Here is a 25,739-nt window from a genome sequence, read left to right as displayed (position 1 = left end):
ATATCTCATGAAATTCAGTGAACTTTGGTTACGCGAATGGGTAAACCCAGCCATTAGCAGTGATGATTTAGCCCATCAAATTACCATGGCAGGTTTGGAAGTTGATGGCGTAGATGCGGTAGCAGGCGAATTCAATGGTGTTGTTATCGGCCACGTTGTGGAATGCGGTCAGCATCCAAATGCAGATAAATTACGTGTAACCAAAATTGATGTTGGCGGTGAGCGCTTGTTGGACATCGTTTGTGGTGCACCTAACTGCCGGCAGGGTTTGAAAGTTGCGGTTGCAACGGTCGGTGCTGTACTGCCGGGTGATTTTAAGATTAAAGCGGCTAAATTACGCGGTGAGCCATCTGAAGGTATGTTGTGCTCTTTCTCTGAACTGGCTATTTCAGAAGATCATGACGGTATTATTGAGCTACCTGCTGATGCACCGATTGGCGTTGACCTGCGTGAATATCTGAAACTTGATGATAAAACTATCGAAATCAGTGTCACACCTAACCGTGCAGATTGCCTGGGTATTATCGGTGTAGCACGTGATGTGGCGGTGTTGAATCAATTGTCACTCACTGAGCCAGATATCAGCCCGGTTGCGCCGTCTATTAATGACAGCTTCCCGATCCGCGTTGATGCCCCACAAGCTTGCCCACGCTATTTGGGCCGCGTGGTGAAAGGCATAAATGTTAAGGCCGCCACCCCATTGTGGATGCGCGAGAAATTACGCCGCTGCGGTATTCGTTCAATTGATCCTGTTGTCGATATTACTAACTTCGTCTTGTTAGAGTTAGGCCAACCGATGCATGCGTTTGACTTAGACCGTATCGACGCTGAGATTATTGTTCGCCTGGCGGCTGAAGGTGAAGAATTAACCTTATTAGATGGCACCGCAGTCAAACTGAATGCAGACACTCTGGTTATTGCTGATCAACAGAAGCCGTTGGCGATGGCGGGCATTTTTGGCGGAGAGCATTCAGGGGTTAATGAAGAAACGCGCAACGTGCTGTTGGAATCTGCTTTCTTCAACCCACTTTCAATTACGGGTCGCGCGCGTCGTCATGGTTTACACACAGATGCTTCTCATCGTTATGAGCGTGGTGTGGATCCGGCGCTGCAACATAAAGCGATTGAACGCGCTACACGGCTGCTGATTGATATCTGCGGTGGTGAAGCAGGCCCGGTGATTGATGTGACTGCTCCGGCAGAATTACCCAAACGCGCCACTATCACCTTGCGCCGCGAGAAACTGGATCGCCTGATTGGTCACCATGTGCCTTCTGAACAGGTCAGCGATATTCTGCGCCGTCTCGGCTGTCAGGTGACTGAAGTAGGTTCTGACTGGCAGGCAGTCGCACCAAGCTGGCGTTTCGATATGGAAATCGAAGAAGATTTAGTGGAAGAAGTTGCGCGTATCTACGGGTATAACAATATTCCAGACGTGCCTATTAAGGCTGATTTGGTGATGACGAAACACCGCGAAGCCAACTTGTCACTGAAGCGAGTTAAGACCGCTTTAGTCGATCGCGGCTATCAAGAAGCAATTACTTACAGTTTTGTTGACCCCAAAATACAGGCATTGCTGCACCCACAGCAAGATGCACTCATCTTACCCAGCCCAATATCCATTGAGATGTCTGCAATGCGGTTGTCATTGTTGACAGGTTTACTGTCAGCGGTGGTATATAACCAGAATCGCCAGCAATCTCGTTTGCGTTTATTTGAAAGCGGTTTGCGCTTTGTGCCTGATAGTAAAGCAGATCTTGGTGTTCGGCAGGAGGTAATGCTGGCTGCTGTCATTACCGGTCACCGTTATGATGAACACTGGGATTTGGCACGTCAGCCAATCGACTTCTATGATTTGAAGGGCGATTTGGAAGCAATTCTGGAACTTACTGGCAAATTATCGGATGTTCAGTTCCGTGCCGAAACGCATTCTGCACTGCATCCAGGGCAGAGCGCTGCAATTTATTTATCAGGGGAACACATTGGTTTCATTGGTGTAGTTCATCCTGAACTGGAACGTAAGCTGGATTTAAATGGCCGCACTGTGGTGTTTGAAGTGCAGTGGAACAAGCTTGCAGACCGCGCTGTGCCTCACGCCAGCGAGATTTCGCGCTTCCCAGCAAACCGTCGTGATATCGCTGTTGTCGTGGCTGAAAACGTTCCCGCAGAAGATATTTTGGCGGAGTGTAAGAAAGTTGGCGCAAATCAGGTAGTTGGCGTAAACTTGTTTGATGTGTACCGTGGCAAGGGCGTAGCAGAAGGTTATAAGAGTCTGGCTATTAGTCTGGTGTTGCAGGATACCGCCCGTACACTGGAAGAAGAGGAGATCGCCGCTACTGTCGCAAGATGTGTAGAGGCGTTAAAACAGCGATTCCAAGCATCCTTGAGGGATTGAACCTATGGCGCTTACTAAAGCTGAAATGTCAGAACATCTGTTTGAGAAGCTAGGGCTTAGCAAACGTGATGCAAAAGATCTAGTTGAGTTATTCTTTGAAGAAGTACGTCGTGCTCTTGAGAATGGCGAACAGGTCAAACTGTCTGGCTTTGGCAATTTTGATCTGCGAGACAAGAACCAACGTCCGGGCCGTAATCCGAAGACGGGTGAGGATATCCCTATTACGGCGCGCCGTGTGGTGACTTTCCGTCCAGGGCAAAAGTTAAAAAGCCGGGTAGAGAGTGCCACTCCGAAAGAGTGAATTTTTTTCCCGAAACAAAAGGCCGCGCAAGCGGCCTTTTTCTTATCAATAACCTATTGAAATTCATTAACTTTTTAAAAATAGCCACATCCTAACCGCAAATTAGGGCTATCTTCCCTAATGCGAGTGTCTGCTTTAATTGAGGTAGAAGCTCAAAAACCAATAAAGTTGATTTGAAATGACATTGGATGAACGACAGCAACATTCTGACACTGCAAAACCCCAGCCTTTATAGCCCCTTAAACTCAAGCGACACAGTGATCAGGTCTAGCAACCTAGTACAGACTCAAAAATTACAGGTATAATCCCACAAATTATTCAACTGGTTTAGAAGCGAAGATGACAAAACTAACCTTACAAGAACAGATGTTAAAGGCTGGATTAGTGACCAGCAAAAAAATGGCTAAAGTCCAAAGGACGGCTAAAAAATCACGAGTTCAAGCGCGTGAGGCAAGAGAGATTGTGGAAGAAAATAAGAAAGCACAACTGGAGCGCGATAAACAGCTAAGCGAACAACAAAAACAAGCTGCTTTGTCTAAAGAATATAAAGCTCAAGTGAAGCAGTTGATTGAAATGAACAAAATCAGTCTTTCAAAAGGCAATATTGGTTTTAACTTCACAGATAATAATTTAATTAAAAAAATAGTTGTGGATAAGCTTACTCAAACTCAGTTGATTAGTGGCCGTCTCGCCATTGCTCGTTTGGTTGTTGATAACAGTGGAGAGAGTGAATACGCTATTATCCCTGCGAGCGTAGCCGATAAAATTGCGCAGCGAGATGCGAGCAGTATTGTATTAAATAGTGCGCTGAGTCAGGAAGAGCAAGATGGAGAAGATCCGTATGCTGACTTTAAAGTACCAGATGATTTGATGTGGTAATTAACGTTTTTGCAGATGCTTATTAATGAAAAGTCTCCCAAGGCTTTTCATTAATATTTTATATTCAGTCAGTTCATGGCACACACAGGATTATTCTGGATAGTTGCCAACACCGTTGCTACCAGCCCGACTGAATTACATCTTTTGGCTTAGATTTACAATGTTTAAATAGCAAAATAGCCACTATTTAAACTGGTGATTGAAAATATTTACAACGATGATTAAATATCAAACCAGTAACTATCAACGGCATGTTAAATGATGCCGAGAATAGTAGTAGATTAAAATAGATAATCTGAAATGAGTGTATGGATTCCGTTAGTAATATGCAATGAAATTGAAAATGGGAAGTTATCCGATAGATAGACATTATTTTCACTGATATAAAATTATCAATGTTAAATAATACATTCGGATTAATATGAAAAAATATCTGCTGTTACTAGGCATCCTATCATTAATGCCATTGATCGCGCAGGCTGATGTGTCGCTGGACATCAATATACCCGGAGTCAGCTTACATTTAGGTGACCAAGATAACCGAGGCTATTACTGGGATGGTTATGATTGGCGTCCACCACAATGGTGGCACGAGCACCGTGATGGACATATCGGTGACCGTAGTGAACGCGGTTATTATTGGGATGGTGGGCGTTGGCAGCGCCCCTCTGAACATGATGGTCATAATCCATTCCGTGGGTCGGAACCTAGTGAAAGGAACAGTGGGCGTGATTCTCGTGGTAATCAATCACAGCACAATGAAAATAATGGGCCTGGTCAACTGGGTAATAATCATAGTGTGGGCAACCCCGGCAAACCGGGAGAGTCAAATAGCCCAGGGAGTCAGAATAATAATGGTCGTCATGGCGGTCAGCAGGTCAAGCCCCCGCAAAGTAATGGTTATCGCGGATAATAAATAACAGATAGCGCTCACGTTGCCTCTGATATTAGGGGCAACGCTGGCGTTTTCTCTCAATAAAAAATCAACTTCTTCATGCAAAACTTCCCCTTATCCCCTGAACCTCTTACTATCATTGCTTAGCAATCAATAATAGCCCCTGATACTTATCAGATATCTTCAGGTAGATCCTGAGGCAATGGCCGAGGATGTCATGCAGACCAGTCAGTTATTTACCGCACTTCAACAACGACAACAACAACGTGATCACCTTTATCTCAACGTGCTGGTTGTCATAGTGTTTTTGGCGTTTTTCATTAGTTTATGTGTCGGTGATATTTGGATTTGGCCCACTCAGTGGTTCAGCGAAACCGGGCAATTATTCGTTTGGCAGTTACGTTTGCCTCGAGCATTGGCAGTGATGATGGTAGGGGCGAGTCTTGCCGTATCTGGCGCCGTCATGCAGGCATTGTTTGAGAATCCATTAGCAGAACCGGGCTTATTAGGGGTGGCAAACGGCGCTGGTGTTGCGCTGGTAATGGCTGTTTTATTGGGGCACGGGTTGCTGCCTATCTGGTTTTTAAGTGCTTGTGCTATTGCGGGAGCCTTATTGATGACGGTGCTTCTGCTGGCTTTTGCCCGCCGACGCTTATTAACCAATGCCCGATTGTTATTGGTTGGGGTTGCTTTGGGAATTGTTTGTAGCGCCATTATGACGTGGGCAGTTTATTTCAGCACCAGCTTGGATTTACGCCAATTAATGTATTGGATGATGGGCGGATTTAGCGGTATTGACTGGCGGCAACAAGGGCTAGTACTCGCATTGCTACCTGTTGTTATTTGGCTCTGTTGCCAAGGTCATGTACTTAATTTTATGTCTCTCGGTGAACAACAAGCCCGACAATTGGGGGTTTCTCTCCATCTATGGCGGAACTTATTGGTTCTCGCGATTGGTCTACTGGTGGGTATTAGTGTTGCCCTGGCGGGAGTGATCAGCTTTATTGGCCTGGTCATTCCACATATCTTACGGCTGACGGGGTTAACGGATCAGCGCCGGTTATTGGCTGGATGTGCCTTGGCGGGGGGCGGAATATTGTTATTAGCCGATGTCGTGGCGCGAATCGCCTTATTCTCGGCAGAATTGCCGATTGGTGTGGTAACGGCAACCTTAGGCGCGCCATTATTTATCTGGTTGCTGACACGAGTGAACCGTGTAAAGTGATTAGCCTTACATGGGCTTATGTTCCGGTAGGTTTATCATCGCTGAATAAGGATTCCTCCTGATGAATGATTCAATTTATTCCATCCCAGTAAAAACAATTGAAAACCAATCAGTTAAGCTGGAAAAGTATAAAGGTTCGGTTTTGCTGGTGGTCAATGTCGCTTCCCAATGCGGTTTAACCAAGCAGTATGAAGGTTTGGAAAATCTGTACAAAACTTATCAGCAGCAGGGTTTTGAGGTATTAGGATTTCCTAGTAATGAGTTTGCGGGGCAAGAGCCGGGCAGCAACGAGGAAATTCAGGCATTCTGCCGCGGTACTTTTGGTGTTGATTTCCCGATGTTTAGCAAAATTGAAGTCAATGGCTCACAACGCCATCCTTTATACCAGCAATTGATCGCAGCTAAACCTGTTGCTGTAAAACCTGAAGGCAGTGAATTCTATCAGCGCTTAGCGAGTAAAGGGCGTGAACCAAAGCAGGTTGGCGATATTTTATGGAATTTTGAAAAATTCCTGATTAGCCGAGAGGGTGTGGTTCTTGAGCGTTTTGCTCCCGATATGACACCAGAAGACCCGATTTTGATCAATGCTATTACTCGGGCCTTAGCGGCTCACTAATTTACGGATGAAAAAGTTATTTTTATGTTATTGCAACTCAGTAATGTCAGTGTAGATACCCGTCTTGCTCCTTTTTCTACGCAAGTCGCTGCTGGGTTGCAAATTCATGTGATAGGCCCGAATGGGGCAGGGAAAAGTACGTTACTCACTGCTTTAGCGGGATTATTGCCCTCGGAAGGGGATATTACCCTCGCGGGGAAATCATTATCCCGTTATTTAGGGCATGACTTGGCTCGTTTTCGGGCTTATTTATCTCAACAACAATCGGCTCTGACAATGATGCCGGTTTTTCAATACCTTTCTCTTTATCAACCGGCGGGTGTTCCTCAGGATGCCATTGCGGCTACTATTGGTTATCTCTGTGAGAAATTACGATTAACCGACAAGTTATCTCGCATGTTGTCACAACTTTCTGGCGGAGAGTGGCAGCGGGTTCGTTTAGCAGCGGTTTTTTTGCAAGCTTGGCCAGATATTAATCCTGATAGTAAATTGCTGTTACTTGACGAGCCGTACACCGGTCTTGATGTCGCGCAAAAAGTGGCATTGGATAGTTTGCTACGCGAGTTCTGTTCTGCTGGCCGCAGCGCAATAATCAGCGCCCATGATCTTAATCACACCTTACAACAGGCTGACCAGGTTTGGTTAATGGCACGTGGTCATGTGCTGGCCCAAGGTGGGACTCATCAGGTGATGGAAACTCATATTCTCTCTGAAGTATTTGAGGTCGATTTCCAAATACACAGTTTTAATCAACAGAGTTGGATCATTACCAAAAGTTTTCAATCGTAAAATTTGTTGATTATTATTAGATTATATCCGCCAACAACCGGCCGGTATCTGTCGTTTCTATTTCGATACTTCCTTTCTGATAAAGATAATTAATCGTGGTCTCAACCGCGTCAGGATATCTTTTTCATTAGATTGATTTTTCTGAAAAAATGAATAATTCAACTTAAAATAATCACGTCAAATACTACCGCAAAAAAATCCTATCTTAAGGTTTATTTAAGGTTAATAAACTAAACTTCATGTTCAGCCAAGCATGTATCTATCTGAGTAGTGTTTAGTTTCCGTTAACTTATAGGGGCATATAGTTCCCCAAAGTGCCAAGTATCCTAGGGATTTCTCAATGCAGAATTTTTTGCCTTTTTCTCGTCCGGCGATTGGTTCGGACGAAATTAATGCGGTAGTAAAAGTGCTAGGCTCCGGTTGGATAACCACAGGCCCTCAGAACCAACAGTTGGAAACTGATTTTTGTAGCGCATTGGGTTGCAAACATGCAGTTGCTGTCTGTTCTGCTACGGCAGGTATGCATATTACGCTAATGGCGCTAGGGATTGGCCCTGGTGATGAGGTCATTACGCCATCTCAGACGTGGGTCTCAACCCTTAATATGATTGTGCTGCTGGGCGCTGAACCGGTAATGGTTGATATCGACCGCGACACCTTAATGGTGAATGCTGCGGATATTGAAGCCGCGATCACACCGAAAACCAAAGCCATTATTCCCGTTCATTATGCAGGGGCACCTTGTGATCTTGATGCTTTGCGTCTGATAGCCCAGCAATACGGAATCCCATTAATTGAAGATGCGGCTCATGCTGTTGGTACGCGTTATAAAGATCAATGGGTTGGTGAGAAAGGTACCGCTATCTTTTCTTTCCACGCTATCAAAAATATCACTTGTGCTGAGGGTGGTTTAATTGCCACTGACGATGATGAATTGGCAGCCAGAGTGCGCCGACTCAAGTTTCATGGCTTAGGAGTTGATGCCTTTGACCGCCAAATCCAAGGCCGCAGTCCGCAGGCTGAGGTTGTTGAGCCGGGATATAAATACAACTTATCGGATATTCACGCCGCTATTGCAGTGGTTCAACTTGGGCGTTTACCTGAAATCAACGCCCGCCGGCAAGAGCTAGTCGCTCGTTATCATGCGGCATTAGCTAATTCTCCTTTGCAACCTTTAGCTGTTCCGCATTATGCCCATCAACATGCCTGGCATCTTTTTATGGTACGAGTTGATGAAGAACGTTGTGGCATTGACCGGGATTCACTGATGGCGCGTCTGAAAGATGCAGGGATAGGCACAGGGTTGCATTTTCGTGCGGCGCATACCCAGAAATATTATCGCGAGCGTTATCCGCGCCTTAACTTACCAAATACTGAGTGGAATTCTGCCAGATTATGCACATTGCCCCTTTTCCCCGACATGCTAGACAGCGATGTTGATCGGGTGGTTGATGCATTGGCAACAATTATAGGGCCGCACCGTGTCTGAATGTAAAGAAATCAAGAAAGTCTCAATCGTTATCCCTGTTTATAACGAGCAAGAGAGTCTACCAGTATTAATAGAAAGGACGTTGGCTGCCTGTAAGTTACTAACGCAACCCTATGAAATTATTCTGGTTGATGATGGCAGTAGTGACAATTCCGCCGAGCTTTTGACGGCAGCGGCGAATGAGCCAGAGAGCCATATCATTGCCGTTTTACTCAATCGTAATTATGGACAACATTCCGCCATTATGGCGGGGTTCAATCAGGTCAGCGGCGACTTGGTCATTACACTTGATGCTGATTTGCAAAATCCGCCGGAAGAGATCCCCCGGCTGGTGAGTGTCGCTGAAGAGGGTTATGACGTCGTGGGCACTGTGCGTGCGAACCGTCAGGATTCTTTGTTTCGCAAGACGGCTTCCCGCATGATTAATATGATGATTCAACGCGCCACGGGGAAATCCATGGGTGATTATGGCTGCATGTTACGTGCTTATCGCCGTCATATCGTTGAAGCAATGTTACACTGTCACGAACGCAGTACCTTCATTCCTATTCTGGCAAACACATTTGCCCGCCGCACGACTGAGATTACTGTGCATCATGCAGAACGTGAGTTTGGCGATTCTAAATATAGCCTGATGAAACTCATTAATCTGATGTATGACTTGATTACTTGCCTGACAACAACGCCATTACGCTTATTAAGTCTGGTAGGCAGTGTTATTGCACTTTCTGGTTTCACTCTCGCCGTGTTGTTAGTGGTTTTACGTTTGGTATTTGGCCCTGAATGGGCAGGCGGCGGCGTATTTACGCTGTTTGCCGTGTTGTTTATGTTCATTGGTGCCCAATTTGTTGGTATGGGATTACTCGGTGAATATATCGGTCGTATTTATAACGATGTGCGTGCGCGCCCGCGTTATTTCATACAGAAAGTGGTCAGCGCTGAGCAGACCGAAAATAATCAGGAAGTAGAAAAATGAAAGCGATTGTCTTTGCCTATCATGATATTGGCTGTGTCGGCCTGAAAGCCCTTGTTGAAGCCGGTTACGATATTCAGGCGGTCTTTACCCATACTGACTCTCCTGGCGAGAATCGCTTTTTCTCTTCTGTCGCCAAAGTGGCCGCAGATCTAGAGCTACCGGTATTTGCACCAGAAGATGTTAACCATCCGCTGTGGGTTGAACGTATTAAGCAATTACAGCCTGATATCATTTTCTCTTTCTACTACCGCAATATGCTCAGTGATGACATTTTGTCATCGGCACCACGTGGTGGTTTTAATTTACATGGCTCTTTATTACCGAAATACCGTGGGCGAGCGCCGATTAACTGGGTGTTGGTCAATGGTGAGACAGAAACCGGTGTGACTTTACACCAGATGGTGAAGAAAGCCGATGCAGGCCCGATTGTCGGTCAGCATAAAGTCATCATTAGTGAGACAGATACTGCCTTAACGCTACATGCAAAAATACGTGATGCCGCCCAAGAATTGCTGCGTGACTTATTGCCTAAAATGAAAAGTGCGTCATTGCCTCTGGTACCCCAAAAAGAAGCTGGAGCCAGCTATTTTGGCCGCCGTACGGCAGATGATGGCGAAATTTATTGGCAAAAATCAGCATCAGAAATCAATAATCTGGTGCGCGCAGTGACCGAACCTTACCCCGGTGCGTTCAGTTATCTTGGGCAACGCAAATTGATCGTCTGGCGCGCACGTCCACTCAATATTGTTCATGGCAAGCAAGCTGGTACCGTGCTGTCAACCTCTCCATTAGTTGTCGCTTGTGGTGAAGGCGCGCTGGAAATTATGACGGGTCAGGGGGAGGACGGGTTATATGTTCAGGGGCACCGTTTGGCCCAAGAAATGGGGATTGTCACTGACGTCCGTCTCGGTAACAAGCCAAGTAAAATCCTGAAAAGACGTACCCGCGTATTGATATTGGGCGTCAATGGCTTCATTGGTAACCATCTGACTGAGCGTTTGTTGCGTGATGACCGCTACGAAGTTTATGGCTTAGATATTGGTTCTGATGCCATCAGTCGTTTCCTGGACAACCCGAATTTCCATTTTGTTGAGGGTGACATTAGTATTCATTCCGAATGGATTGAATATCACATTAAAAAATGTGACGTTATTTTGCCTTTGGTAGCGATTGCGACTCCTATTGAATATACCCGTAATCCGTTGCGTGTTTTCGAATTAGATTTTGAAGAAAACCTAAAAATCGTTCGTGATTGTGTTAAATACAATAAACGTATTGTCTTCCCATCCACCTCCGAAGTGTATGGCATGTGTGATGATAAAGAATTCGATGAAGACAGTTCACGACTGATTGTTGGGCCGATTAATAAACAGCGTTGGATTTACTCGGTTTCCAAACAACTGTTAGACCGTGTTATCTGGGCTTACGGCGCGAAAGAAAATTTGAAATTTACCCTGTTCCGGCCATTCAACTGGATGGGGCCGCGTTTGGATAATCTTGATGCCGCCCGCATTGGCAGTTCCCGCGCCATTACGCAGCTTATTTTAAATCTGGTCGAAGGCTCGCCAATTAAACTTGTCGATGGTGGGGAGCAAAAGCGTTGCTTTACAGATATTCATGATGGTATTGAAGCATTATTCCGTATTATTGAGAATCGTGATGGTGCCTGTGATGGACAGATAATCAATATCGGGAACCCAACCAATGAAGCCAGTATTCGTGAATTGGCGGAAATGTTATTAAGCAGTTTCGAACAACACGAATTACGCGATAAATTCCCGCCGTTTGCGGGCTTTAAAGATATCGAAAGCAGCGCATATTATGGGAAAGGCTATCAGGATGTAGAACATCGCACGCCAAGTATTCGTAATGCGCGGCGTATATTACAATGGCAACCAGAAATTACTTTGCAACAAACCGTCACGGAAACTTTGGACTTCTTCCTGCGTGGTGTTGTTATTGAGCAGAGTGTTATTGAGCAGAGTGTTAATGAGAAAAATGCCATTGAGCAAAACAAAACCTCGAAGGATGAACATCAGGTATGAAGCAAGTTGGCCTGAGGATTGATGTAGATACCTACCGTGGGACGAAGGAAGGTGTGCCATCATTACTTGCTGTACTGGAAAAATATGATATTAGTGCCAGCTTTTTTTTCAGTGTTGGGCCGGATAATATGGGGCGCCATTTATGGCGCCTTTTCCGCCCCCGTTTCCTGTGGAAAATGCTGCGTTCTAATGCTGCCTCGCTTTATGGCTGGGATATCTTGCTGGCCGGAACGGCCTGGCCGGGTAAGCAAATCGCTAAAGATTTCGGCCCGTTGATGAAAGAGACTTTACAGGCGGGGCACGAAGTTGGCTTACATGCTTGGGACCATCAAGGTTGGCAAGCTAAAGTCGCCTCTTGGTCAGAACAGCAATTAACTGCGCAGGTGCAATGGGGCGTTGATGCATTACAAGAAAGCATTCAGCAACCGGTCACCTGTTCTGCGGCGGCGGGTTGGCGTGCCGATGAACGTGTTTTGGCAGTAAAACAGTTGTTCTCATTCAGCTACAACAGTGATTGCCGTGGTACTCATCCTTTCCGCCCATTGTTGCCTGATGGCCGCTTGGGTACTGTACAAATTCCCGTCACTTTACCCACTTACGATGAAGTCGTGGGCAGTGAGGTTCGGGCTGAAGACTTTAATGATTTCATTATGAATGCCATTTCACATGATAGCGGTGTGCCGGTTTACACCATTCATGCTGAAGTCGAAGGGATGTCACAGGCATTGATGTTCGAACAATTATTGATGACGGCGCAGGAGCGCGGTATTCAATTTTGTGCTCTGAGTTCACTATTACCCGAAAATCTGGATTCACTCCCCGTAGGGAAAGTTGTACGAGCTGCTTTTCCAGGGCGAGAGGGGTGGCTAGGGTGTCAGTCAGATATAAAGGATGTGCAATGAGGCTGTTAAAAGGAAGTGGCGCTGCGCTGCTGGCATTGTTTTTTGCTTTGGTTTATCTATTGCCGATTAATAGCCGTTTATTATGGCAGCCTGATGAAACACGTTATGCTGAAATAAGCCGCGAAATGTTACAGCGTGGCGACTGGGTGGTACCGCATTTACTGGGAATTCGTTATTTTGAAAAGCCTATCGCGGGATATTGGTTCAATAATATTAGCCAGTGGATCTTTGGTGATACAAATTTTGCCGTACGATTCGGTTCAATATTTAGTACTGCGCTGAGTGCCGTCCTGGTTTATTGGTTGGCAACGTTATTATGGCGTAACCGCTCCACATCGTTTTTAGCGGCATTAATTTACCTTTCCATGCTGTTGGTATTTAGTATTGGTTCTTATGCCGTACTGGATCCGATGATTTCATTATGGCTCACTGCATCGATGGTTTGTTTTTATCTCACGCTGCGAGCAGAAACCGCAAAACAAAAAGCAGGAGCTTACCTCCTCCTTGGTTTGGCTTGCGGTATGGGCTTCATGACTAAGGGGTTTCTGGCATTGGCAGTGCCGGTCATCTCGGTATTGCCGATTGTCATACAGCAAAAAAGAGTAAAAGAGCTGATTGTTTTTGGTCCGATAGCCATCGTGGGTGCGGTAATATTGAGCTTGCCGTGGGCATTAGCTATTGCTCAACGCGAGCCTGATTTTTGGCGCTATTTTTTCTGGGTCGAACATATTCAGCGCTTTGCAGAGAAAGACGCTCAGCATAAAGCCCCCATTTGGTATTATTTACCTATTCTGTGTCTGGGGGTTTTGCCTTGGTTGGGGTTATTACCTGGAGCCTTATTGAAAGGGTGGCGCGAACGGGTTGCACGGCCGGAGCTATTCTTTTTACTCAGTTGGGTATTAATGCCGTTGCTATTTTTCAGTGTGGCTAAAGGGAAACTTCCGACTTATATTTTGCCCTGTATGGCACCATTATCTTTATTGATGGCCGCTTATGCTACTGATTGTGCTGAGAAGATGCGCATGCGGGCATTAAAGATTAATGCTGCGATAAACCTCGGCTTTGGGCTTATTTGTGCAGTGGCTATCTTGATTATTGGTATGGGGCTGGTGGCTCATCTGGTGGCATATGAACCTCATGAACATCAAAAAGTCGTACTGGCGACAATTGCCTTTGCCGGATGGGGGATAGTCGGTTTTGTTACTCTGCGTAATAATGCGCGCCATTGGCGCTGGGCTGCGGCTTGCCCATTGCTGTTTATAGTGCTGGTAGGTTATCTGATCCCACAACAGGTCATTGATTCCAAACAGCCGCAGAACTTCATTCGGAATAATTTTGACGAACTCAATAGTAGCCGTTATGTGGCCACTGACAGTGTGGGTGTCGCGGCTGGGCTTGCTTGGGAGCTAAAACGCAGCGATATTTTGATGTTTAGCGAAAAGGGCGAATTGGCTTATGGGCTGAATTATGCTGACAGTGAAAGTCACTATATCAATGGCCGAAATTTCAACGATTGGCTAGCTGAGGCTCGTAAGCTAGGTGATGTTTCACTGGTGGTTCAATTATCCCGCGATGAGAAAATACCGGATACTTTACCTGCAGCGGATAAAGTTAACCTGATGAATCGCTTAGTCCTTTTGTGGTACAAGAAAACACCATGACCAACTACCTGTTATTGATAATGGTCAGTTTATTGACCTGTGCGGGGCAGTTGTGTCAGAAACAAGCAGCGCAATGTTGGGCCTTGCCGCAAGAAAAGCGGCTGGCCCCGATATTGCGCTGGCTGGTTAGTGCCGTGTTGTTACTCGGTTTGGGGATGTTGCTGTGGTTACGTTTACTGCAACATTTACCTCTGAGTGTGGCGTATCCAATTCTCAGTTTTAATTTCGTGTTAGTCACCTTGGCCGCTCAACTGTTTTATGGCGAGAAAGCGACTTCTCGCCATTGGTTGGGGGTCGCTTCCATTATGTTTGGTATTCTTTTAATTAGTTGGCAGTTATGAAAGGGTATGGCTGGGGAATCGGAAGTGTGCTGCTGGTGACGGCTGCACAATTAATATTGAAATGGGGCATGATGAATACGCCATTAATGTCGTTAGCCGATATTAATGGGCAATTCTTATTCAATCACCTGACACAATTACTCGCCGTTATTTGCGGGCTGGCGGGATATGCTTTATCAATGTTGTGTTGGTTCTTTGCACTAAGATATTTACCGCTCAATCGTGCGTATCCACTATTAAGCCTCAGTTATGCATTGGTTTATTTAGGCGCTGTATCACTCCCATGGTTTAGTGAGTCTGCAACTTTACTGAAGACATTGGGTGCGGGCTTTATTTTACTGGGCATATGGTTGATTAATACAAAACCAATAAAAAGAGACTGAGATTTCTATCCAATTGATATTTAACTGATAAATATCAAATCATAGTGGTTTTATAGACATGAGATTCAGAAGTAGGCTGAGTAATGAGAGTCACCAGCATGCCCGCAACTTGAAAGATGGTGGGTATATACCCTAAATAATTCGAGTTGCAGGAAAGCAGCCAACGCACATGCAATTTGAAGTATGACGGGTATAACTTGTTTTTTCCAAAATCGATAGTTAAATTACCTTACTGATATCCTTCATTAGCAACTAGCTGATTGTATAGTGAATTGGCTAAGCTAAGCTTTACCTTGGTGAATTATTGATGCGGATACGTTTCTGGATCTTTCTGATCAGTATTATCCTTGCTGGCTGTAGCAGCCATGCCCCGACACCAAGTGGTCACTTGTCTGATTCTATTGTGGTGGTTGCCAAACTGAATGAACAACTGCGCCAGTGGGAGGGTACGCCTTATCGTAATGGTGGGTTAGACCAACGCGGCGTTGATTGTTCTGGTTTTGTTTACCGCACATTCCGTGATCGTTTTGACATGCAATTGCCTCGCACGACTATTGCGCAAACCACGTTAGGCACGAAAGTCCCCCGTGATGAACTGATGCCAGGTGATTTAGTGTTCTTTAAAACCGGCAGCGGGCAAAATGGATTACACGTTGGCATTTACGATACTAATGATGAATTCATTCATGCCTCAACGAGCAAAGGTGTCATTCGTTCATCGCTAGAGAATGTTTACTGGAAACGGGTGTATTGGCAAGCGCGCCGTATGTGAAACATCCCCTTCACCCTTGAAGCCGCAGGGGTGTTAGCTGCGCTCACACACCCGAATCACTTACTTGATGTAAGCCCATCGGGATGAGTTTGCTGGCTGCCTACCTGCAACTCCAATGGTATTGGGGTATTCGTTCCCCCTTGAAGCTGCAGGGGTGTTAGCTGCGCTCACGCACCCGAATCACTTACTTGATGTAAGCTCATCGGGATGAGTTTGCTGGCTGCCTACCTGCAACTCCAATGGTATTGGGGTATTCGTTCCCCCTTGAAGCTGCAGGGGTGTTAGCTGCGCTCACACTCATTCACCCGAACCTAAAGATATCTAGGCCGATTATGTTATCTTAGTGGCTGCTTATTCTGGTTCGGAGCCGCGTTTATGTCATCCCTTCGGTTACTCATTTCTGATTCCTATGATCCCTGGTTCAATCTGGCGGTAGAAGAGTGTATTTTCCGCCAAATGTCGCCGGATCAGCGGGTTCTGTTTTTATGGCGTAATGCCAATACCGTGGTCATAGGCCGCGCGCAGAACCCATGGAAAGAGTGTAATACCCGGCGTATGGAACAAGATGGGGTGAAGCTGGCCCGGCGTAGCAGCGGTGGCGGGGCGGTATTTCATGATTTGGGTAATACCTGTTTTACTTTTATGGCCGGTAAACCGGAATACGATAAAACGATATCAACTCAAATTATTCTGAATGCATTGGCCTCTATGGGTATTCAGGCTACGGCATCGGGCCGCAATGATTTGGTGGTGGTCAAGCATGATGGTGAGCGCAAAGTCTCCGGTTCTGCTTATAAAGAAACTAAAGATCGTGGTTTTCATCATGGGACTTTATTGCTCAACGCTGATCTCAATCGTCTGGCTGATTATCTCAATCCTGACCCGAAAAAATTGCAGGCCAAAGGCATTACCTCGGTGCGGTCACGGGTGACGAATCTGGTGGAGTTACTGCCAGGAATTGATCACGAAAAGGTTTGTGTCGCCATCCAACAAGCTTTTTTCAATTATTACGATGAAAAAGTCTCAGCAGAAATCATCTCCCCACAAGCATTGCCCGATCTGCCCGGTTTCGCCGAACAATTTGCCAAACAGAGTAGCTGGGAGTGGAACTTTGGTCAGGCCCCGGCATTTAGCCATCTGGTCGATACCCGTTTTGTCTGGGGCGGAATTGAACTGCATTTTGATGTATTGCACGGTGCAATTGACCGCTGCCAAATATTTACTGACAGTTTGAATCCAGCGCCGTTGGAAGCCCTCGCCGAACGATTACAGGGCACAACTTATCGCCCCGACGCCATTAATGCAATTTGCTTGCAATTAAGTGATGATTTTCCTGACTCACAAGCTGAACTGTTACAAGTTCGCCAGTGGTTGGCGGAGGTTATGCGCTGATGGGTATACCCGTCATACTTCAAGCTGCATGTGTGTTGGCTGCTCTCATTACTCGGCCCGTCCATGGGCCTCGCCTCTGCGAGGCCGCTGCAAGCAGTGTTCAAATCTGCTCCCAGCAGATTTGTCATCCGAATCATTGACTGACGTCAACTCATCGGGAATTATGCGCCTCTAATGAGGCTCACCCTGCGGGCCAGCGCAAGCGCTGTTCAACATGGTTTTCAACCAATTTGTCACTCGGTTGCCGCCTTCCTGCAACTCGAATTATTTAGGGTATACAGAATGGATGATAAAACACCTCAGTTTAATAGTAGCTATGGGCAGAAATTGAGCGGTTTTTATACTCATTTGCAACCCACACCTTTAAAAGGGGCGCGGCTGCTTTATCACAGTGAGCCGCTTGCGCGCGAACTGGAGCTTGATGCTAGTTGGTTTAGCGACCCGAAAGCGGCGGTATGGGCGGGCGAAACGCTATTACCCGGTATGGAGCCATTGGCACAAGTGTATAGCGGCCACCAATTTGGTATGTGGGCGGGGCAATTGGGGGATGGGCGCGGTATTTTACTAGGAGAACAACAGCTTAGTGATGGCAGACAGATGGACTGGCATTTGAAAGGCGCCGGTCTAACGCCTTATTCCCGCATGGGGGATGGGCGGGCAGTATTGCGCTCCGTGGTGCGCGAGTTTTTGGCCTCTGAAGCTTTGCACCACTTAGGGATCCCTACCAGCCGCGCGTTGACCATCGTGACCAGTGACCACCCGGTTTATCGCGAGCAAGCAGAGCGGGGGGCGATGCTATTACGAGTGGCTGAAAGCCATGTGCGTTTCGGTCATTTCGAGCATTTCTACTACCGCCAGCAGCCCGCTCAAGTTAAACAGCTTGCCGATTATGTTATCGCGCGACACTGGCCGCAGTTCGTAGGGCAAGAAGAATGCTATTTGCTGTGGTTTACTGATGTGGTTAAGCGCACTGCACGGCTAATGGCCCACTGGCAGACGGTGGGTTTTGCCCATGGTGTGATGAATACCGACAATATGTCGATACTGGGTATCACCATGGATTATGGCCCATTCGGTTTTCTTGATGATTATGTCCCCGGCTATATATGTAATCATTCTGATCATCAAGGGCGCTATGCTTTTGATAATCAGCCTGCAGTGGCATTATGGAACCTGCATCGGCTGGGGCAGGCGCTGTCTGGTCTACTGACCGCGGAGCAGTTGCAGCGGGGGCTGGAGGCCTATGAGCCAGAATTAATGGTGGCTTACGGTCAGCAAATGCGCACCAAATTAGGCTTTTCCGAGCGCGATAGTCAGGATAATGACTTATTGACGGGGTTATTGAGTTTGATGATTAAAGAAGGGCGGGATTATACCCGGACTTTCCGTTTGCTGAGTGACGTGGAAATACATTCCGCACAATCGCCATTGCGGGATGATTTTATCGACAGGGCCGCTTTTGATAGTTGGTACAGCCGTTATCGCGCGCGTTTGCAACAAGAGCCGATTGATGATGCACAGCGCCAGCAAATCATGAAAGCAGCGAATCCTCACTATATATTGCGTAACTATTTGGCGCAGTTGGCTATTGAACACGCTGAAAAAGATGATATTCAGCTCTTGCAGCGTTTACATCAGGCGTTGCAGCAGCCTTTTGCTGACCAACCTGAATTCAACGACTTAGCGGCATTGCCACCAGAGTGGGGCAAGCATTTGGACATTTCCTGCTCCAGTTAGTCAGAATAGGTGGCAGGAGGACTTTCCCGCCACCCGAGTTTTTCCCCTCAGTTAGTTTCAGCCGCCGCGCGAAGTTGGTTGAGAATATCCGGAGTTTGTAAGCCGAACCCCAGTAGAGCCATGTCATCAAGCACCAGCAGGCGTTTTTGTTTACCTGCCGGTGTGAGGGCCAGCCCCGGCAAGCGCCAGACATTCTCTACGCCCTTGAGCGCCGCCACGCCATGGGTGGTGACAATCAGCAAATCAGGCGCACTGGCGATGATCCCCTCCTGTGACAAAGGGCGATATCCGCTAAATTCCTCAATGGCATTTTTCAGCCCTGCCGCCCGGAACATACTCTCTGCGGCAGTATCTACTCCTGCCGCTAAGGGCGGAATTCCTGCATGAATCATGACAAATAATGCTTTCACTGGCAGCGGGGTTGAAACCACCGTGGCTAGCTGCTGTTGGTAATGCTGAATCAGTTGTTGGCCTTTTTCTTCTTGATTCACAGTGGCGGCAATCATCCGTATCTTATCTATTACTCTCTCCGGCGATTTATCTGCCGGAACAAAGATAAGCTGGATCCCGTGATCCTTCACTTGTCTTAATGCCCTTGAAGACTCGGCGCGTGCGGTGCTCAACACCAATGTGGGTTTTAAAGCAAGAATGCCCTCCACATTCAGCAGGCGCATATAACCCACGTTGGGCAGCGCTTTTAGTGGCGCAGGATTCAGACTGGTGCTGTCACGGGCGACAATGTGCTCACCGGCACCTAATGCGTAGGTGATTTCAGAAACATCGCCGCCAATGGTTACGATACGTTGTGTTGCAAGGCAATTTATTGAAATAACATAAATAAGTGAAATGAAAAATCTAAATGAAACGACCAATTTAAATGCCGCTGTCCATTTATTCATCCAGAGTACCTATTGCGATCAATCCAGCTAATTGATCATGCCATTTATTTTGCTCGGGTTGACCTTCGCTGCGTTGACCAAAGATTTGCAAAATATGCTTACCCTGCTTATCAAGCAATTCCAGACTTGAGACAAATCCCTCTTTAGTCGGCTTGCGCGTCACCCAGCTTTCGGCGATAGCTAACTGATTTATCTGCAAATTAAACTGAGGGTCACTCACGGTTACCCACCAGCCGTCAGCGGGGTTTTCCTGTTGCGAAATCTCAAGTTGTTCAATAACCCCGGTGAATATTTGCATGCATCCACTGTTGCCGACGAACATCATTATTTCATTTTGGTCAGTGTGAGCGGCGTTAAGTATTTGTATTAATGCTTGATTGTTAACCCGACAAGCTAAGTCATCTTTAACCGCGTTAAAAGCCTGTTGGCGGGTAATGTTATGGCGCTTCAGCAGCATAAAAAATTGATGGATATCAGTCAGTTTGCGCCATTCAGCATCAATAATGGCGTTGTCGATGTGAGATACGGTGGGGGCTTCATCAGCAGGCTCTATTGTCAGCGGAGAATTATTCGCCGTACGATACTGAGCGACCAACGCGTGCCAGGCGTCTTGGTTTGTTTCCTCGGTACAATAGATCTGATGAATGGCATTACCTTGAAAATCAAAACATTGGATACTCAGTTGCTCACCGGACGCGGTGGTTTCGCGCAGGCTGAAAATAGTGCTCCAGTGGCGAAAAAACAGTCTTAAATCCAGTGCGCGCGGATTAAGGAGCAAACCCAGATGGCCATGGAGCCGCAAGTTTTGATACTCGCCGATCATTTCATGTGTCGCGTGTGGGTTACGGGTGATTGAGCGGGTGACGCCAACTTTTTTTAACTCGGTAAGCAACAGGCTGGCGCTGATATCCAATCGTTCTGCATCCTCGCCCACCCGGACATAGGCCAGTTCGGCTTCGCTAACATTCAGTTTTTGGGCTAAATCACGCGAGGACAGTTCGGCGTGAGTTTGCTTGGTGTTGAGATAGCGTTGAGACAGTGTTATTTCCATTGATTTGTTCCTTGATAATTTAGTGCCGCAGCTTGTGACGCTGCGACAGGGTTCCATAGAGCCAGTTAATTATGGTTGTTTATTGACCGCGCATCATGGTCGGCGGGATGAAATATCACCATTGATAGCTGATTAATAACTTAGCATTGCGCCCATCCTGAGGCGTTTCTTGCGGCGAGTAATATTCTTTATTAAAGGCATTGCCCAGTACCGCCGTCGTGGTGATCCCGTTGAATGCCCCTTGCCCACGGTAGCTCAGATAAAAGTCATGCACGGCGTAACCCGCTTGCGGTTTATAGGGTTTACGTGACGAAGTTTGGGCGTCATTATTTTTCATAAATTGGGTGTTTTCTGCCATGGTGACTATCCAGCCGGTGCTAAAACCGCTGTTTGCCATCGGGATATTCAGGCGGCTAGTAACGGTGTCAGGATTGATGCTGTGAATAAATTGGCGAGTATCGAGGTTGATGCCACGGGTGCGGTTATAGGTCAGATTCCAGTCAAACCAGATGTTTTGATAATCCAGCGAGGCATCCCAACCCCAGCTTTTGCTGCGCGGAATATTGATATAACCGGAGTAATTCTTAATAAAGGGGTTGGTATGGACTTCACTGGTAATGCGGTCTTTGGCGTCAATATGGAAATAGCTGGCTTTCAATTTGACGGTATCGTTATCGGCCAGCAGATTGTCAAAATGTAAACCCAAACCGGTTTCTTGAGTCACGTTACTCTCTGGTCTTAGATTTGGATTGGGCTGCCAGCGATTAACAAATATCCCCATAGGAAAATGTATTGAATTGTTATAAAGTTCAGCCAATGTTGGGGTGCGAAACGCCTGACTGTAAGCCCCAAACAGCATTAACCAATCGGTCGGATTGACGGTCACCGCTCCGCGTGTGGACTGGTTTTTAGCTTCTCGATCAGCAAAACCCTCGCGGCTGTTTTTATAGCGGTCGAAACGGGTGCCCACCAGCAAGGTCACCGGCAGGTCGCGTAAGGTCACTTCATTTTGTAGCCAACCGGAAGAAAATTTGATTTCAGCCGGGGGGAAACTGCGGGTAACGCCGTTAGGGATTTGCTGCTGGTGGTAGGTTTCCACGCCATAAGTCAGCAGATGAGCAGCCGGGCTGTGAGTGAATAGCGAGCTGCGATTCTCCAGTTTTACGCCACGGGTTAGCTGCTTGCGGCTGCCGTAACCCTCACCGCGTACGTCATCGTTGACATTAATCTCGGAAGTGTAAACTTGCGTGGTGGCATCCAGCCAATTAAGGTGCTGCGGCTGTAAGCGGTAGGTTAGCTCGGCGTCGCGTTGGATAGTCGAGCGCGCCATCATCGGGCTGATATTATGCTTCAAGTTTGCCCCGCTCTGGTTGGCCATGCGGGGTTCCAGCGCGCGGTTGTTGTAATAGCGCAGAGCGGTGCTTAATGATTGGTTATCAGAAAGAGAAATAGTGCCCTTGAGCATCAGGCTATCAATGGCTTCATCGTTGGGCGCCTCATCACCATTGCTTTGGCGAATATTTCCTGTCATACGTTTACTCAGGGCAATAATACCGTCGAAATGTTCGGTTCGGCCAAAAGCAGACATCGTGAGGCCCTGGCTGTGGGAGGCACTGGCGCTATTATGGCTAATTCGCATGCCCAACTTTTCACTCTCTGCAAGTAAATCCGCAGCATCAACCGTCTGGTAAGCAATAACTCCCCCCATGGCACCGCTACCAAATAGCGAGGTTGATGGGCTACGAATCACACTGACTTTCTTGATTAACGCCGGGTCAAGAAATGTGCCATTAAAATGTGTCCCTTTGATTCCCTGACGAATGCCATCGATTAACACCAGCACGCCGTATTGGTCATAGCCCCTGATATTCACGTTTTGCCCGTTGGTGCGGCCAACCCCGGTGATACTCACCCCCGGCACATTTTTTAGCATGTCGGTGGCGGTGGTGGCAGTTTGCTGCTGCGGCAGCGAAGCATCAATGACCGTCACGACACCGGGATGTTTAAAATTGTCGGCTATAGTGCGCGTACCGGTCACTTTCAGAGTGTCATTATGATGCTTTGACGAGGGGCTGGCGTTTGCCGCTGACGACAACGCCAGGGTAATAATCAGACTGCATGAAGATAAACGAAAGACATGAGGCATAAACAGCTTTCCTTATATTATTAAATATAATCAATGGATTGCTGGCTGCCTAAGTATTAACTATTCGGTGGCTGGCGTGGTAAATTGTGATAAGACTTATCACCAAAAAGTGACTCAGAATTACTTAGTCAATATGAGTTTCCCGGTTTTAGTTTGGCGCAAATAATAAAGCTGGCCTTGGTGATTGATGGCGACAACATCATGTAGCCCAAGCAGTTGTTGGCTGTTAATACATGCAAATGGCACTGAGAGGGGTGTCTGGTCAGTGGCATTTTGAGTGTGATAAGTGGCTTTGTGCATAAGGCAATTCTTCAGAGTTCATATTATTATCAAGTTGATAATAATTATCATCTCCATTTGTGGTTTGTTTCAATCCTAATGTTTATTAGTCGTTATTCCGATGCATTTTTTTTCATTAGTTATTAGCACTTTGACTGATTAGGGTCGGGAAAAAAGGGGAGTATACCAATGGAGGGGCTTTGTATATTTAGTACAGTGATGGAATGCCGGTGAAGAGAAAGCGATTCCACCACTGTTATAACGGGAATTAATGCTAATTAACCTTGCTATTCATTGCTCATTAAAACGGCTACTCACGGCATCCGCCAGTAAACTGAGCAACTGTTCAGTATCGGCCCAATTCAGACAAGGGTCAGTGATGGATTGCCCGTAAGTCAGCGGTTGGCCAGCCACAATTTTCTGTGTACCTTCAACCAAGAAGCTTTCCGCCATAACGCCGACGATAGCGGTAGAACCGGCACGGATCTGCTGGCCGATATCTGCTGCAACTTCTAACTGGCGGCGATGCATTTTCTGGCAATTGCCGTGGCTGAAATCCACCACTAAATGTTCGGGTAAATCAAATTCACGCAAACTATCACAAGCCGCCGCGAGGTCAGATGCACCATAATTGGGCGTTTTGCCACCACGCATGATGATGTGCCCATAGGGGTTGCCACGGGTTTGGTAGATAGTCATTTGCCCGGTTTTGTCTGGCGATAAAAACATGTGGCTCGCTTGTGCTGCACGGATAGCATCAATGGCGATGCGGGTGTTACCGTCAGTGCCATTTTTGAAGCCTACCGGGCAGGAGAGGGCTGATGCCATTTCGCGATGGATCTGGCTTTCCGTCGTCCTGGCCCCAATTGCGCCCCAACTAATCAAGTCGGCAATATATTGACCGGTCACCATATCCAGGAATTCGGTGGCGGTCGGCAAACCTAACTCATTGACGGCCAACAGTAAGCGCCGCGCCATTTCAATGCCCAAATTCACCTGACATGAGCCATCCAGTGCGGGGTCTGAAATCAACCCTTTCCAGCCGACCACTGTCCGTGGTTTTTCGAAATAGGTGCGCATGACGATTTCAAGGCGGTCTTGATAGCGAGTCCGTAATACATTCAGCCGCGTTGCATAATCGATTGCAGCATCCAGATCGTGAATCGAGCAAGGCCCGACAATCACCAATAAACGTGGGTCTTCACCGGTGAGTATTTTTTCAATCCGCTTACGTGACGCCGTCACATTATCAGCAACCGTCTCGGAAATCGGTAATTTTTCCGCCAATTGTTGTGGCGTCACCAAGCTATCGATGCGCGAGGTCCGCAGTTCATCAGTTTTGTGCATGAAAACTCTCTAAATCTATTCTTCTCTGCGGCAGAAATACCGGGAAGTGATGGCGATCACAATAAACCAAAAACAGATGAATTCAACCGCCAGCATCATGATTTATACAAATTTTGATTAAATAGGATGTAAACTATTTTTTGCGGGAATGCTATACCCACAGGTGCTAAGGGGGTAATTAGAACATTCGGCGGCTCATCCCCAAAATATCCAGAATTTTGGTTGAGATCTCTTCGACGGAATAGTTGGTGGAATTCAGATAGCGAATCTGATTTTTACGAAACAGGGCCTCGACCTCTCCAACTTCAATCCGGCATTGGCGCAGCGATGCGTAACGGCTGTTTTCACGCCGTTCTTCACGAATGGCTGCCAGGCGTTCAGGATTAATGGTTAAGCCAAACAACTTCTGCTGGAAAGGTTTCAGCGCCGCCGGAAGCTGTAAATTGTCCATATCATCGGCGATAAAAGGGTAATTAGCGGCACGAATACCAAATTGCATGGCCAAATACAGACTGGTGGGGGTTTTGCCGCAGCGGGAAACACCCAATAAAATCACCTGAGCCTGGTCGAGATTACGCAGAGAAATGCCATCATCATGAGCCAGTGCATAGTCAATAGCGGCAATGCGCGCATCATATTTGTCCAGGTTACTGGCAGTTAAACCATGGGTGCGGTTGAGGACGGGTTGCGGTGATACCCCCAGTTCGCCCTGAAGTGGGGCCACCAGCGCTTGCACAATATCTTGGCAGAACCCTTCACTATGCTGAATGAGCTCCCGAACCTCAGCACTGATTATTGAATAGAAAACCAAGGGGCGGACGCCGGTCTCGCGGTATATTGCATTAATCTTCTCGCACACCTCTTGAGCCCGCGTAGCACTTTCAACAAATGGCAGCGTAAAGGTGGTCGCTTTGACCGGAAACTGAGACAAAACAGCATGGCCGAGGACTTCTGCCGTGATTGCCGTACCATCCGAAATATAAAATACACTTCTTTCCACACTGACTCCTGAATAGTTTCCTGGTCGATCTTTGCCGTTGTTTAACGCTATCAGTGTGCCTTATTCGACCTAGCGGTAAAGTGTTCGCTGTCAGAATAGCCTGAAAATAGTTTTTCTTGTTGGGTTGATCGATTCACCTGTCCATGGGGTATGGATGATTGTGCTAGTCTGAAACGTACCCTACTGATCGTCCCATAATTAATGACCTGTAAAAGGATT

The 25,739-nt window shown here is 46.9% G+C and carries 23 protein-coding genes; 17 read left to right on the top strand and 6 right to left on the bottom strand.

Going from position 1 to position 25,739, the window contains the following annotated elements; translation table 11 throughout:
- Positions 1–7 precede the first annotated feature (7 nt).
- The 17 genes from pheT (at position 8) to OP863_RS10790 (ending at position 18,798) form a co-directional block, all read left to right on the top strand.
- Positions 8–2,395 (top strand): phenylalanine--tRNA ligase subunit beta, encoded by a 2,388-nt coding sequence (pheT, locus tag OP863_RS10870; protein ID WP_145588283.1) that lies wholly within the window; start codon positions 8–10, stop codon positions 2,393–2,395.
- A gap of 4 nt (positions 2,396–2,399) precedes the next feature.
- Positions 2,400–2,696, top strand: coding sequence for an integration host factor subunit alpha (gene ihfA / locus OP863_RS10865; protein WP_002211830.1), 297 nt, complete (start codon positions 2,400–2,402; stop codon positions 2,694–2,696).
- Positions 2,697–3,035: 339 nt separating this feature from the next.
- Complete coding sequence (locus OP863_RS10860) at positions 3,036–3,575, top strand: DUF2058 domain-containing protein (RefSeq protein ID WP_038632579.1); 540 nt, start codon at positions 3,036–3,038, stop codon at positions 3,573–3,575.
- A 421-nt stretch (positions 3,576–3,996) separates the two neighbouring features.
- Positions 3,997–4,488, top strand: a complete 492-nt coding sequence (locus OP863_RS10855; RefSeq protein ID WP_145588285.1) for a DUF2502 domain-containing protein — start codon at positions 3,997–3,999, stop codon at positions 4,486–4,488.
- A gap of 199 nt (positions 4,489–4,687) precedes the next feature.
- Positions 4,688–5,695, top strand: a complete 1,008-nt coding sequence (gene btuC, locus OP863_RS10850; protein WP_038639479.1) for a vitamin B12 ABC transporter permease BtuC — start codon at positions 4,688–4,690, stop codon at positions 5,693–5,695.
- Positions 5,696–5,756: 61 nt separating this feature from the next.
- Complete coding sequence (locus OP863_RS10845; RefSeq protein WP_038632581.1) at positions 5,757–6,311, top strand: glutathione peroxidase; 555 nt, start codon at positions 5,757–5,759, stop codon at positions 6,309–6,311.
- Between the two features lie 24 nt (positions 6,312–6,335).
- A complete protein-coding gene (btuD, locus tag OP863_RS10840; RefSeq protein WP_038632583.1) occupies positions 6,336–7,100 on the top strand; it encodes a vitamin B12 ABC transporter ATP-binding protein BtuD in 765 nt (254 codons plus the stop codon).
- 340 nt (positions 7,101–7,440) lie between these two features.
- Positions 7,441–8,589: a UDP-4-amino-4-deoxy-L-arabinose aminotransferase gene (gene arnB, locus OP863_RS10835; protein WP_265525252.1), complete on the top strand. Its 1,149-nt coding sequence runs from the start codon at positions 7,441–7,443 to the stop codon at positions 8,587–8,589.
- Positions 8,582–9,565, top strand: coding sequence for an undecaprenyl-phosphate 4-deoxy-4-formamido-L-arabinose transferase (gene arnC, locus OP863_RS10830; RefSeq protein ID WP_145591310.1), 984 nt, complete (start codon positions 8,582–8,584; stop codon positions 9,563–9,565). The genes arnB and arnC overlap by 8 nt, the downstream gene beginning before the upstream one ends.
- Positions 9,562–11,610, top strand: a complete 2,049-nt coding sequence (gene arnA / locus OP863_RS10825) for a bifunctional UDP-4-amino-4-deoxy-L-arabinose formyltransferase/UDP-glucuronic acid oxidase ArnA (RefSeq protein WP_265525251.1) — start codon at positions 9,562–9,564, stop codon at positions 11,608–11,610. Before arnC ends, arnA begins: the two co-directional genes overlap by 4 nt.
- The gene (gene arnD, locus OP863_RS10820; RefSeq protein WP_038632591.1) at positions 11,607–12,512 is read left to right on the top strand and encodes a 4-deoxy-4-formamido-L-arabinose-phosphoundecaprenol deformylase; all 906 of its coding nucleotides are present in this window, start codon (positions 11,607–11,609) and stop codon (positions 12,510–12,512) included. The genes arnA and arnD overlap by 4 nt, the downstream gene beginning before the upstream one ends.
- A complete protein-coding gene (gene arnT / locus OP863_RS10815; RefSeq protein WP_145591312.1) occupies positions 12,509–14,173 on the top strand; it encodes a lipid IV(A) 4-amino-4-deoxy-L-arabinosyltransferase in 1,665 nt (554 codons plus the stop codon). The genes arnD and arnT overlap by 4 nt, the downstream gene beginning before the upstream one ends.
- Entirely contained in the window at positions 14,170–14,514 is a 345-nt protein-coding gene (gene arnE, locus OP863_RS10810) for a 4-amino-4-deoxy-L-arabinose-phosphoundecaprenol flippase subunit ArnE (RefSeq protein ID WP_265525250.1), read from the top strand. Before arnT ends, arnE begins: the two co-directional genes overlap by 4 nt.
- Positions 14,511–14,897 (top strand): 4-amino-4-deoxy-L-arabinose-phosphoundecaprenol flippase subunit ArnF, encoded by a 387-nt coding sequence (gene arnF / locus OP863_RS10805; RefSeq protein ID WP_038632597.1) that lies wholly within the window; start codon positions 14,511–14,513, stop codon positions 14,895–14,897. Before arnE ends, arnF begins: the two co-directional genes overlap by 4 nt.
- Positions 14,898–15,204: 307 nt before the next feature.
- Positions 15,205–15,669 carry an NlpC/P60 family protein gene (locus tag OP863_RS10800; protein WP_038632599.1) on the top strand — a complete coding sequence of 155 codons (465 nt, stop codon included), beginning with the start codon at positions 15,205–15,207 and terminating at the stop codon, positions 15,667–15,669.
- 375 nt (positions 15,670–16,044) lie between these two features.
- On the top strand, positions 16,045–17,061 hold the full coding sequence (locus OP863_RS10795; protein WP_265525249.1) for a lipoate--protein ligase A: 1,017 nt from the start codon (positions 16,045–16,047) through the stop codon (positions 17,059–17,061).
- A 282-nt stretch (positions 17,062–17,343) separates the two neighbouring features.
- Positions 17,344–18,798, top strand: coding sequence for a protein adenylyltransferase SelO (locus tag OP863_RS10790; protein WP_145591314.1), 1,455 nt, complete (start codon positions 17,344–17,346; stop codon positions 18,796–18,798).
- A gap of 47 nt (positions 18,799–18,845) precedes the next feature.
- On the opposite strand, the gene OP863_RS10785 is transcribed toward OP863_RS10790, so the two are convergent.
- The 6 genes from OP863_RS10785 to OP863_RS10760 form a co-directional block, all read right to left on the bottom strand.
- Positions 18,846–19,697 (bottom strand): heme/hemin ABC transporter substrate-binding protein, encoded by an 852-nt coding sequence (locus OP863_RS10785; RefSeq protein WP_265525248.1) that lies wholly within the window; start codon positions 19,695–19,697, stop codon positions 18,846–18,848.
- Positions 19,690–20,748, bottom strand: a complete 1,059-nt coding sequence (locus OP863_RS10780) for a hemin-degrading factor (RefSeq protein ID WP_265525247.1) — start codon at positions 20,746–20,748, stop codon at positions 19,690–19,692. Before OP863_RS10780 ends, OP863_RS10785 begins: the two co-directional genes overlap by 8 nt.
- Before the next feature lie 115 nt (positions 20,749–20,863).
- Positions 20,864–22,894, bottom strand: a complete 2,031-nt coding sequence (locus tag OP863_RS10775; RefSeq protein WP_265525246.1) for a TonB-dependent hemoglobin/transferrin/lactoferrin family receptor — start codon at positions 22,892–22,894, stop codon at positions 20,864–20,866.
- A 120-nt stretch (positions 22,895–23,014) separates the two neighbouring features.
- Positions 23,015–23,194: a hemin uptake protein HemP gene (hemP, locus tag OP863_RS10770; RefSeq protein WP_038632610.1), complete on the bottom strand. Its 180-nt coding sequence runs from the start codon at positions 23,192–23,194 to the stop codon at positions 23,015–23,017.
- Between the two features lie 270 nt (positions 23,195–23,464).
- Positions 23,465–24,520, bottom strand: coding sequence for a 3-deoxy-7-phosphoheptulonate synthase (locus tag OP863_RS10765; protein ID WP_265525245.1), 1,056 nt, complete (start codon positions 24,518–24,520; stop codon positions 23,465–23,467).
- A gap of 178 nt (positions 24,521–24,698) precedes the next feature.
- Entirely contained in the window at positions 24,699–25,520 is an 822-nt protein-coding gene (locus OP863_RS10760) for a pyruvate, water dikinase regulatory protein (RefSeq protein WP_038632614.1), read from the bottom strand.
- Positions 25,521–25,739 lie beyond the last annotated feature (219 nt).

Origin of the sequence: Yersinia sp. SCPM-O-B-9106 (C-191) (assembly GCF_026183365.1) — a bacterium.
In the GTDB taxonomy this organism is placed as follows: Bacteria; Pseudomonadota; Gammaproteobacteria; order Enterobacterales; family Enterobacteriaceae; genus Yersinia; species Yersinia rochesterensis.
This window is presented reverse-complemented; position numbering and strand designations above follow the sequence as displayed.

Bases quoted from the DNA above. Each gene is read 5' to 3' on its own strand.
- arnT (WP_145591312.1), top strand. From the start codon at position 12,509: ATGAGGCTGTTAAAAGGAAGTGGCGCTGCGCTGCTGGCATTGTTTTTT.
- arnB (WP_265525252.1), top strand. From the start codon at position 7,441: ATGCAGAATTTTTTGCCTTTTTCTCGTCCGGCGATTGGTTCGGACGAA.
- arnA (WP_265525251.1), top strand. From the start codon at position 9,562: ATGAAAGCGATTGTCTTTGCCTATCATGATATTGGCTGTGTCGGCCTG.
- OP863_RS10800 (WP_038632599.1), top strand. From the start codon at position 15,205: ATGCGGATACGTTTCTGGATCTTTCTGATCAGTATTATCCTTGCTGGC.
- OP863_RS10845 (WP_038632581.1), top strand. From the start codon at position 5,757: ATGAATGATTCAATTTATTCCATCCCAGTAAAAACAATTGAAAACCAA.
- btuC (WP_038639479.1), top strand. From the start codon at position 4,688: ATGCAGACCAGTCAGTTATTTACCGCACTTCAACAACGACAACAACAA.
- OP863_RS10795 (WP_265525249.1), top strand. From the start codon at position 16,045: ATGTCATCCCTTCGGTTACTCATTTCTGATTCCTATGATCCCTGGTTC.
- OP863_RS10855 (WP_145588285.1), top strand. From the start codon at position 3,997: ATGAAAAAATATCTGCTGTTACTAGGCATCCTATCATTAATGCCATTG.
- OP863_RS10860 (WP_038632579.1), top strand. From the start codon at position 3,036: ATGACAAAACTAACCTTACAAGAACAGATGTTAAAGGCTGGATTAGTG.
- OP863_RS10785 (WP_265525248.1), bottom strand. From the start codon at position 19,697: ATGAATAAATGGACAGCGGCATTTAAATTGGTCGTTTCATTTAGATTT.
- arnE (WP_265525250.1), top strand. From the start codon at position 14,170: ATGACCAACTACCTGTTATTGATAATGGTCAGTTTATTGACCTGTGCG.
- pheT (WP_145588283.1), top strand. From the start codon at position 8: ATGAAATTCAGTGAACTTTGGTTACGCGAATGGGTAAACCCAGCCATT.
- OP863_RS10780 (WP_265525247.1), bottom strand. From the start codon at position 20,748: ATGGAAATAACACTGTCTCAACGCTATCTCAACACCAAGCAAACTCAC.
- btuD (WP_038632583.1), top strand. From the start codon at position 6,336: ATGTTATTGCAACTCAGTAATGTCAGTGTAGATACCCGTCTTGCTCCT.
- arnF (WP_038632597.1), top strand. From the start codon at position 14,511: ATGAAAGGGTATGGCTGGGGAATCGGAAGTGTGCTGCTGGTGACGGCT.
- ihfA (WP_002211830.1), top strand. From the start codon at position 2,400: ATGGCGCTTACTAAAGCTGAAATGTCAGAACATCTGTTTGAGAAGCTA.
- OP863_RS10790 (WP_145591314.1), top strand. From the start codon at position 17,344: ATGGATGATAAAACACCTCAGTTTAATAGTAGCTATGGGCAGAAATTG.
- OP863_RS10765 (WP_265525245.1), bottom strand. From the start codon at position 24,520: ATGCACAAAACTGATGAACTGCGGACCTCGCGCATCGATAGCTTGGTG.
- OP863_RS10775 (WP_265525246.1), bottom strand. From the start codon at position 22,894: ATGCCTCATGTCTTTCGTTTATCTTCATGCAGTCTGATTATTACCCTG.
- hemP (WP_038632610.1), bottom strand. From the start codon at position 23,194: ATGCACAAAGCCACTTATCACACTCAAAATGCCACTGACCAGACACCC.
- arnD (WP_038632591.1), top strand. From the start codon at position 11,607: ATGAAGCAAGTTGGCCTGAGGATTGATGTAGATACCTACCGTGGGACG.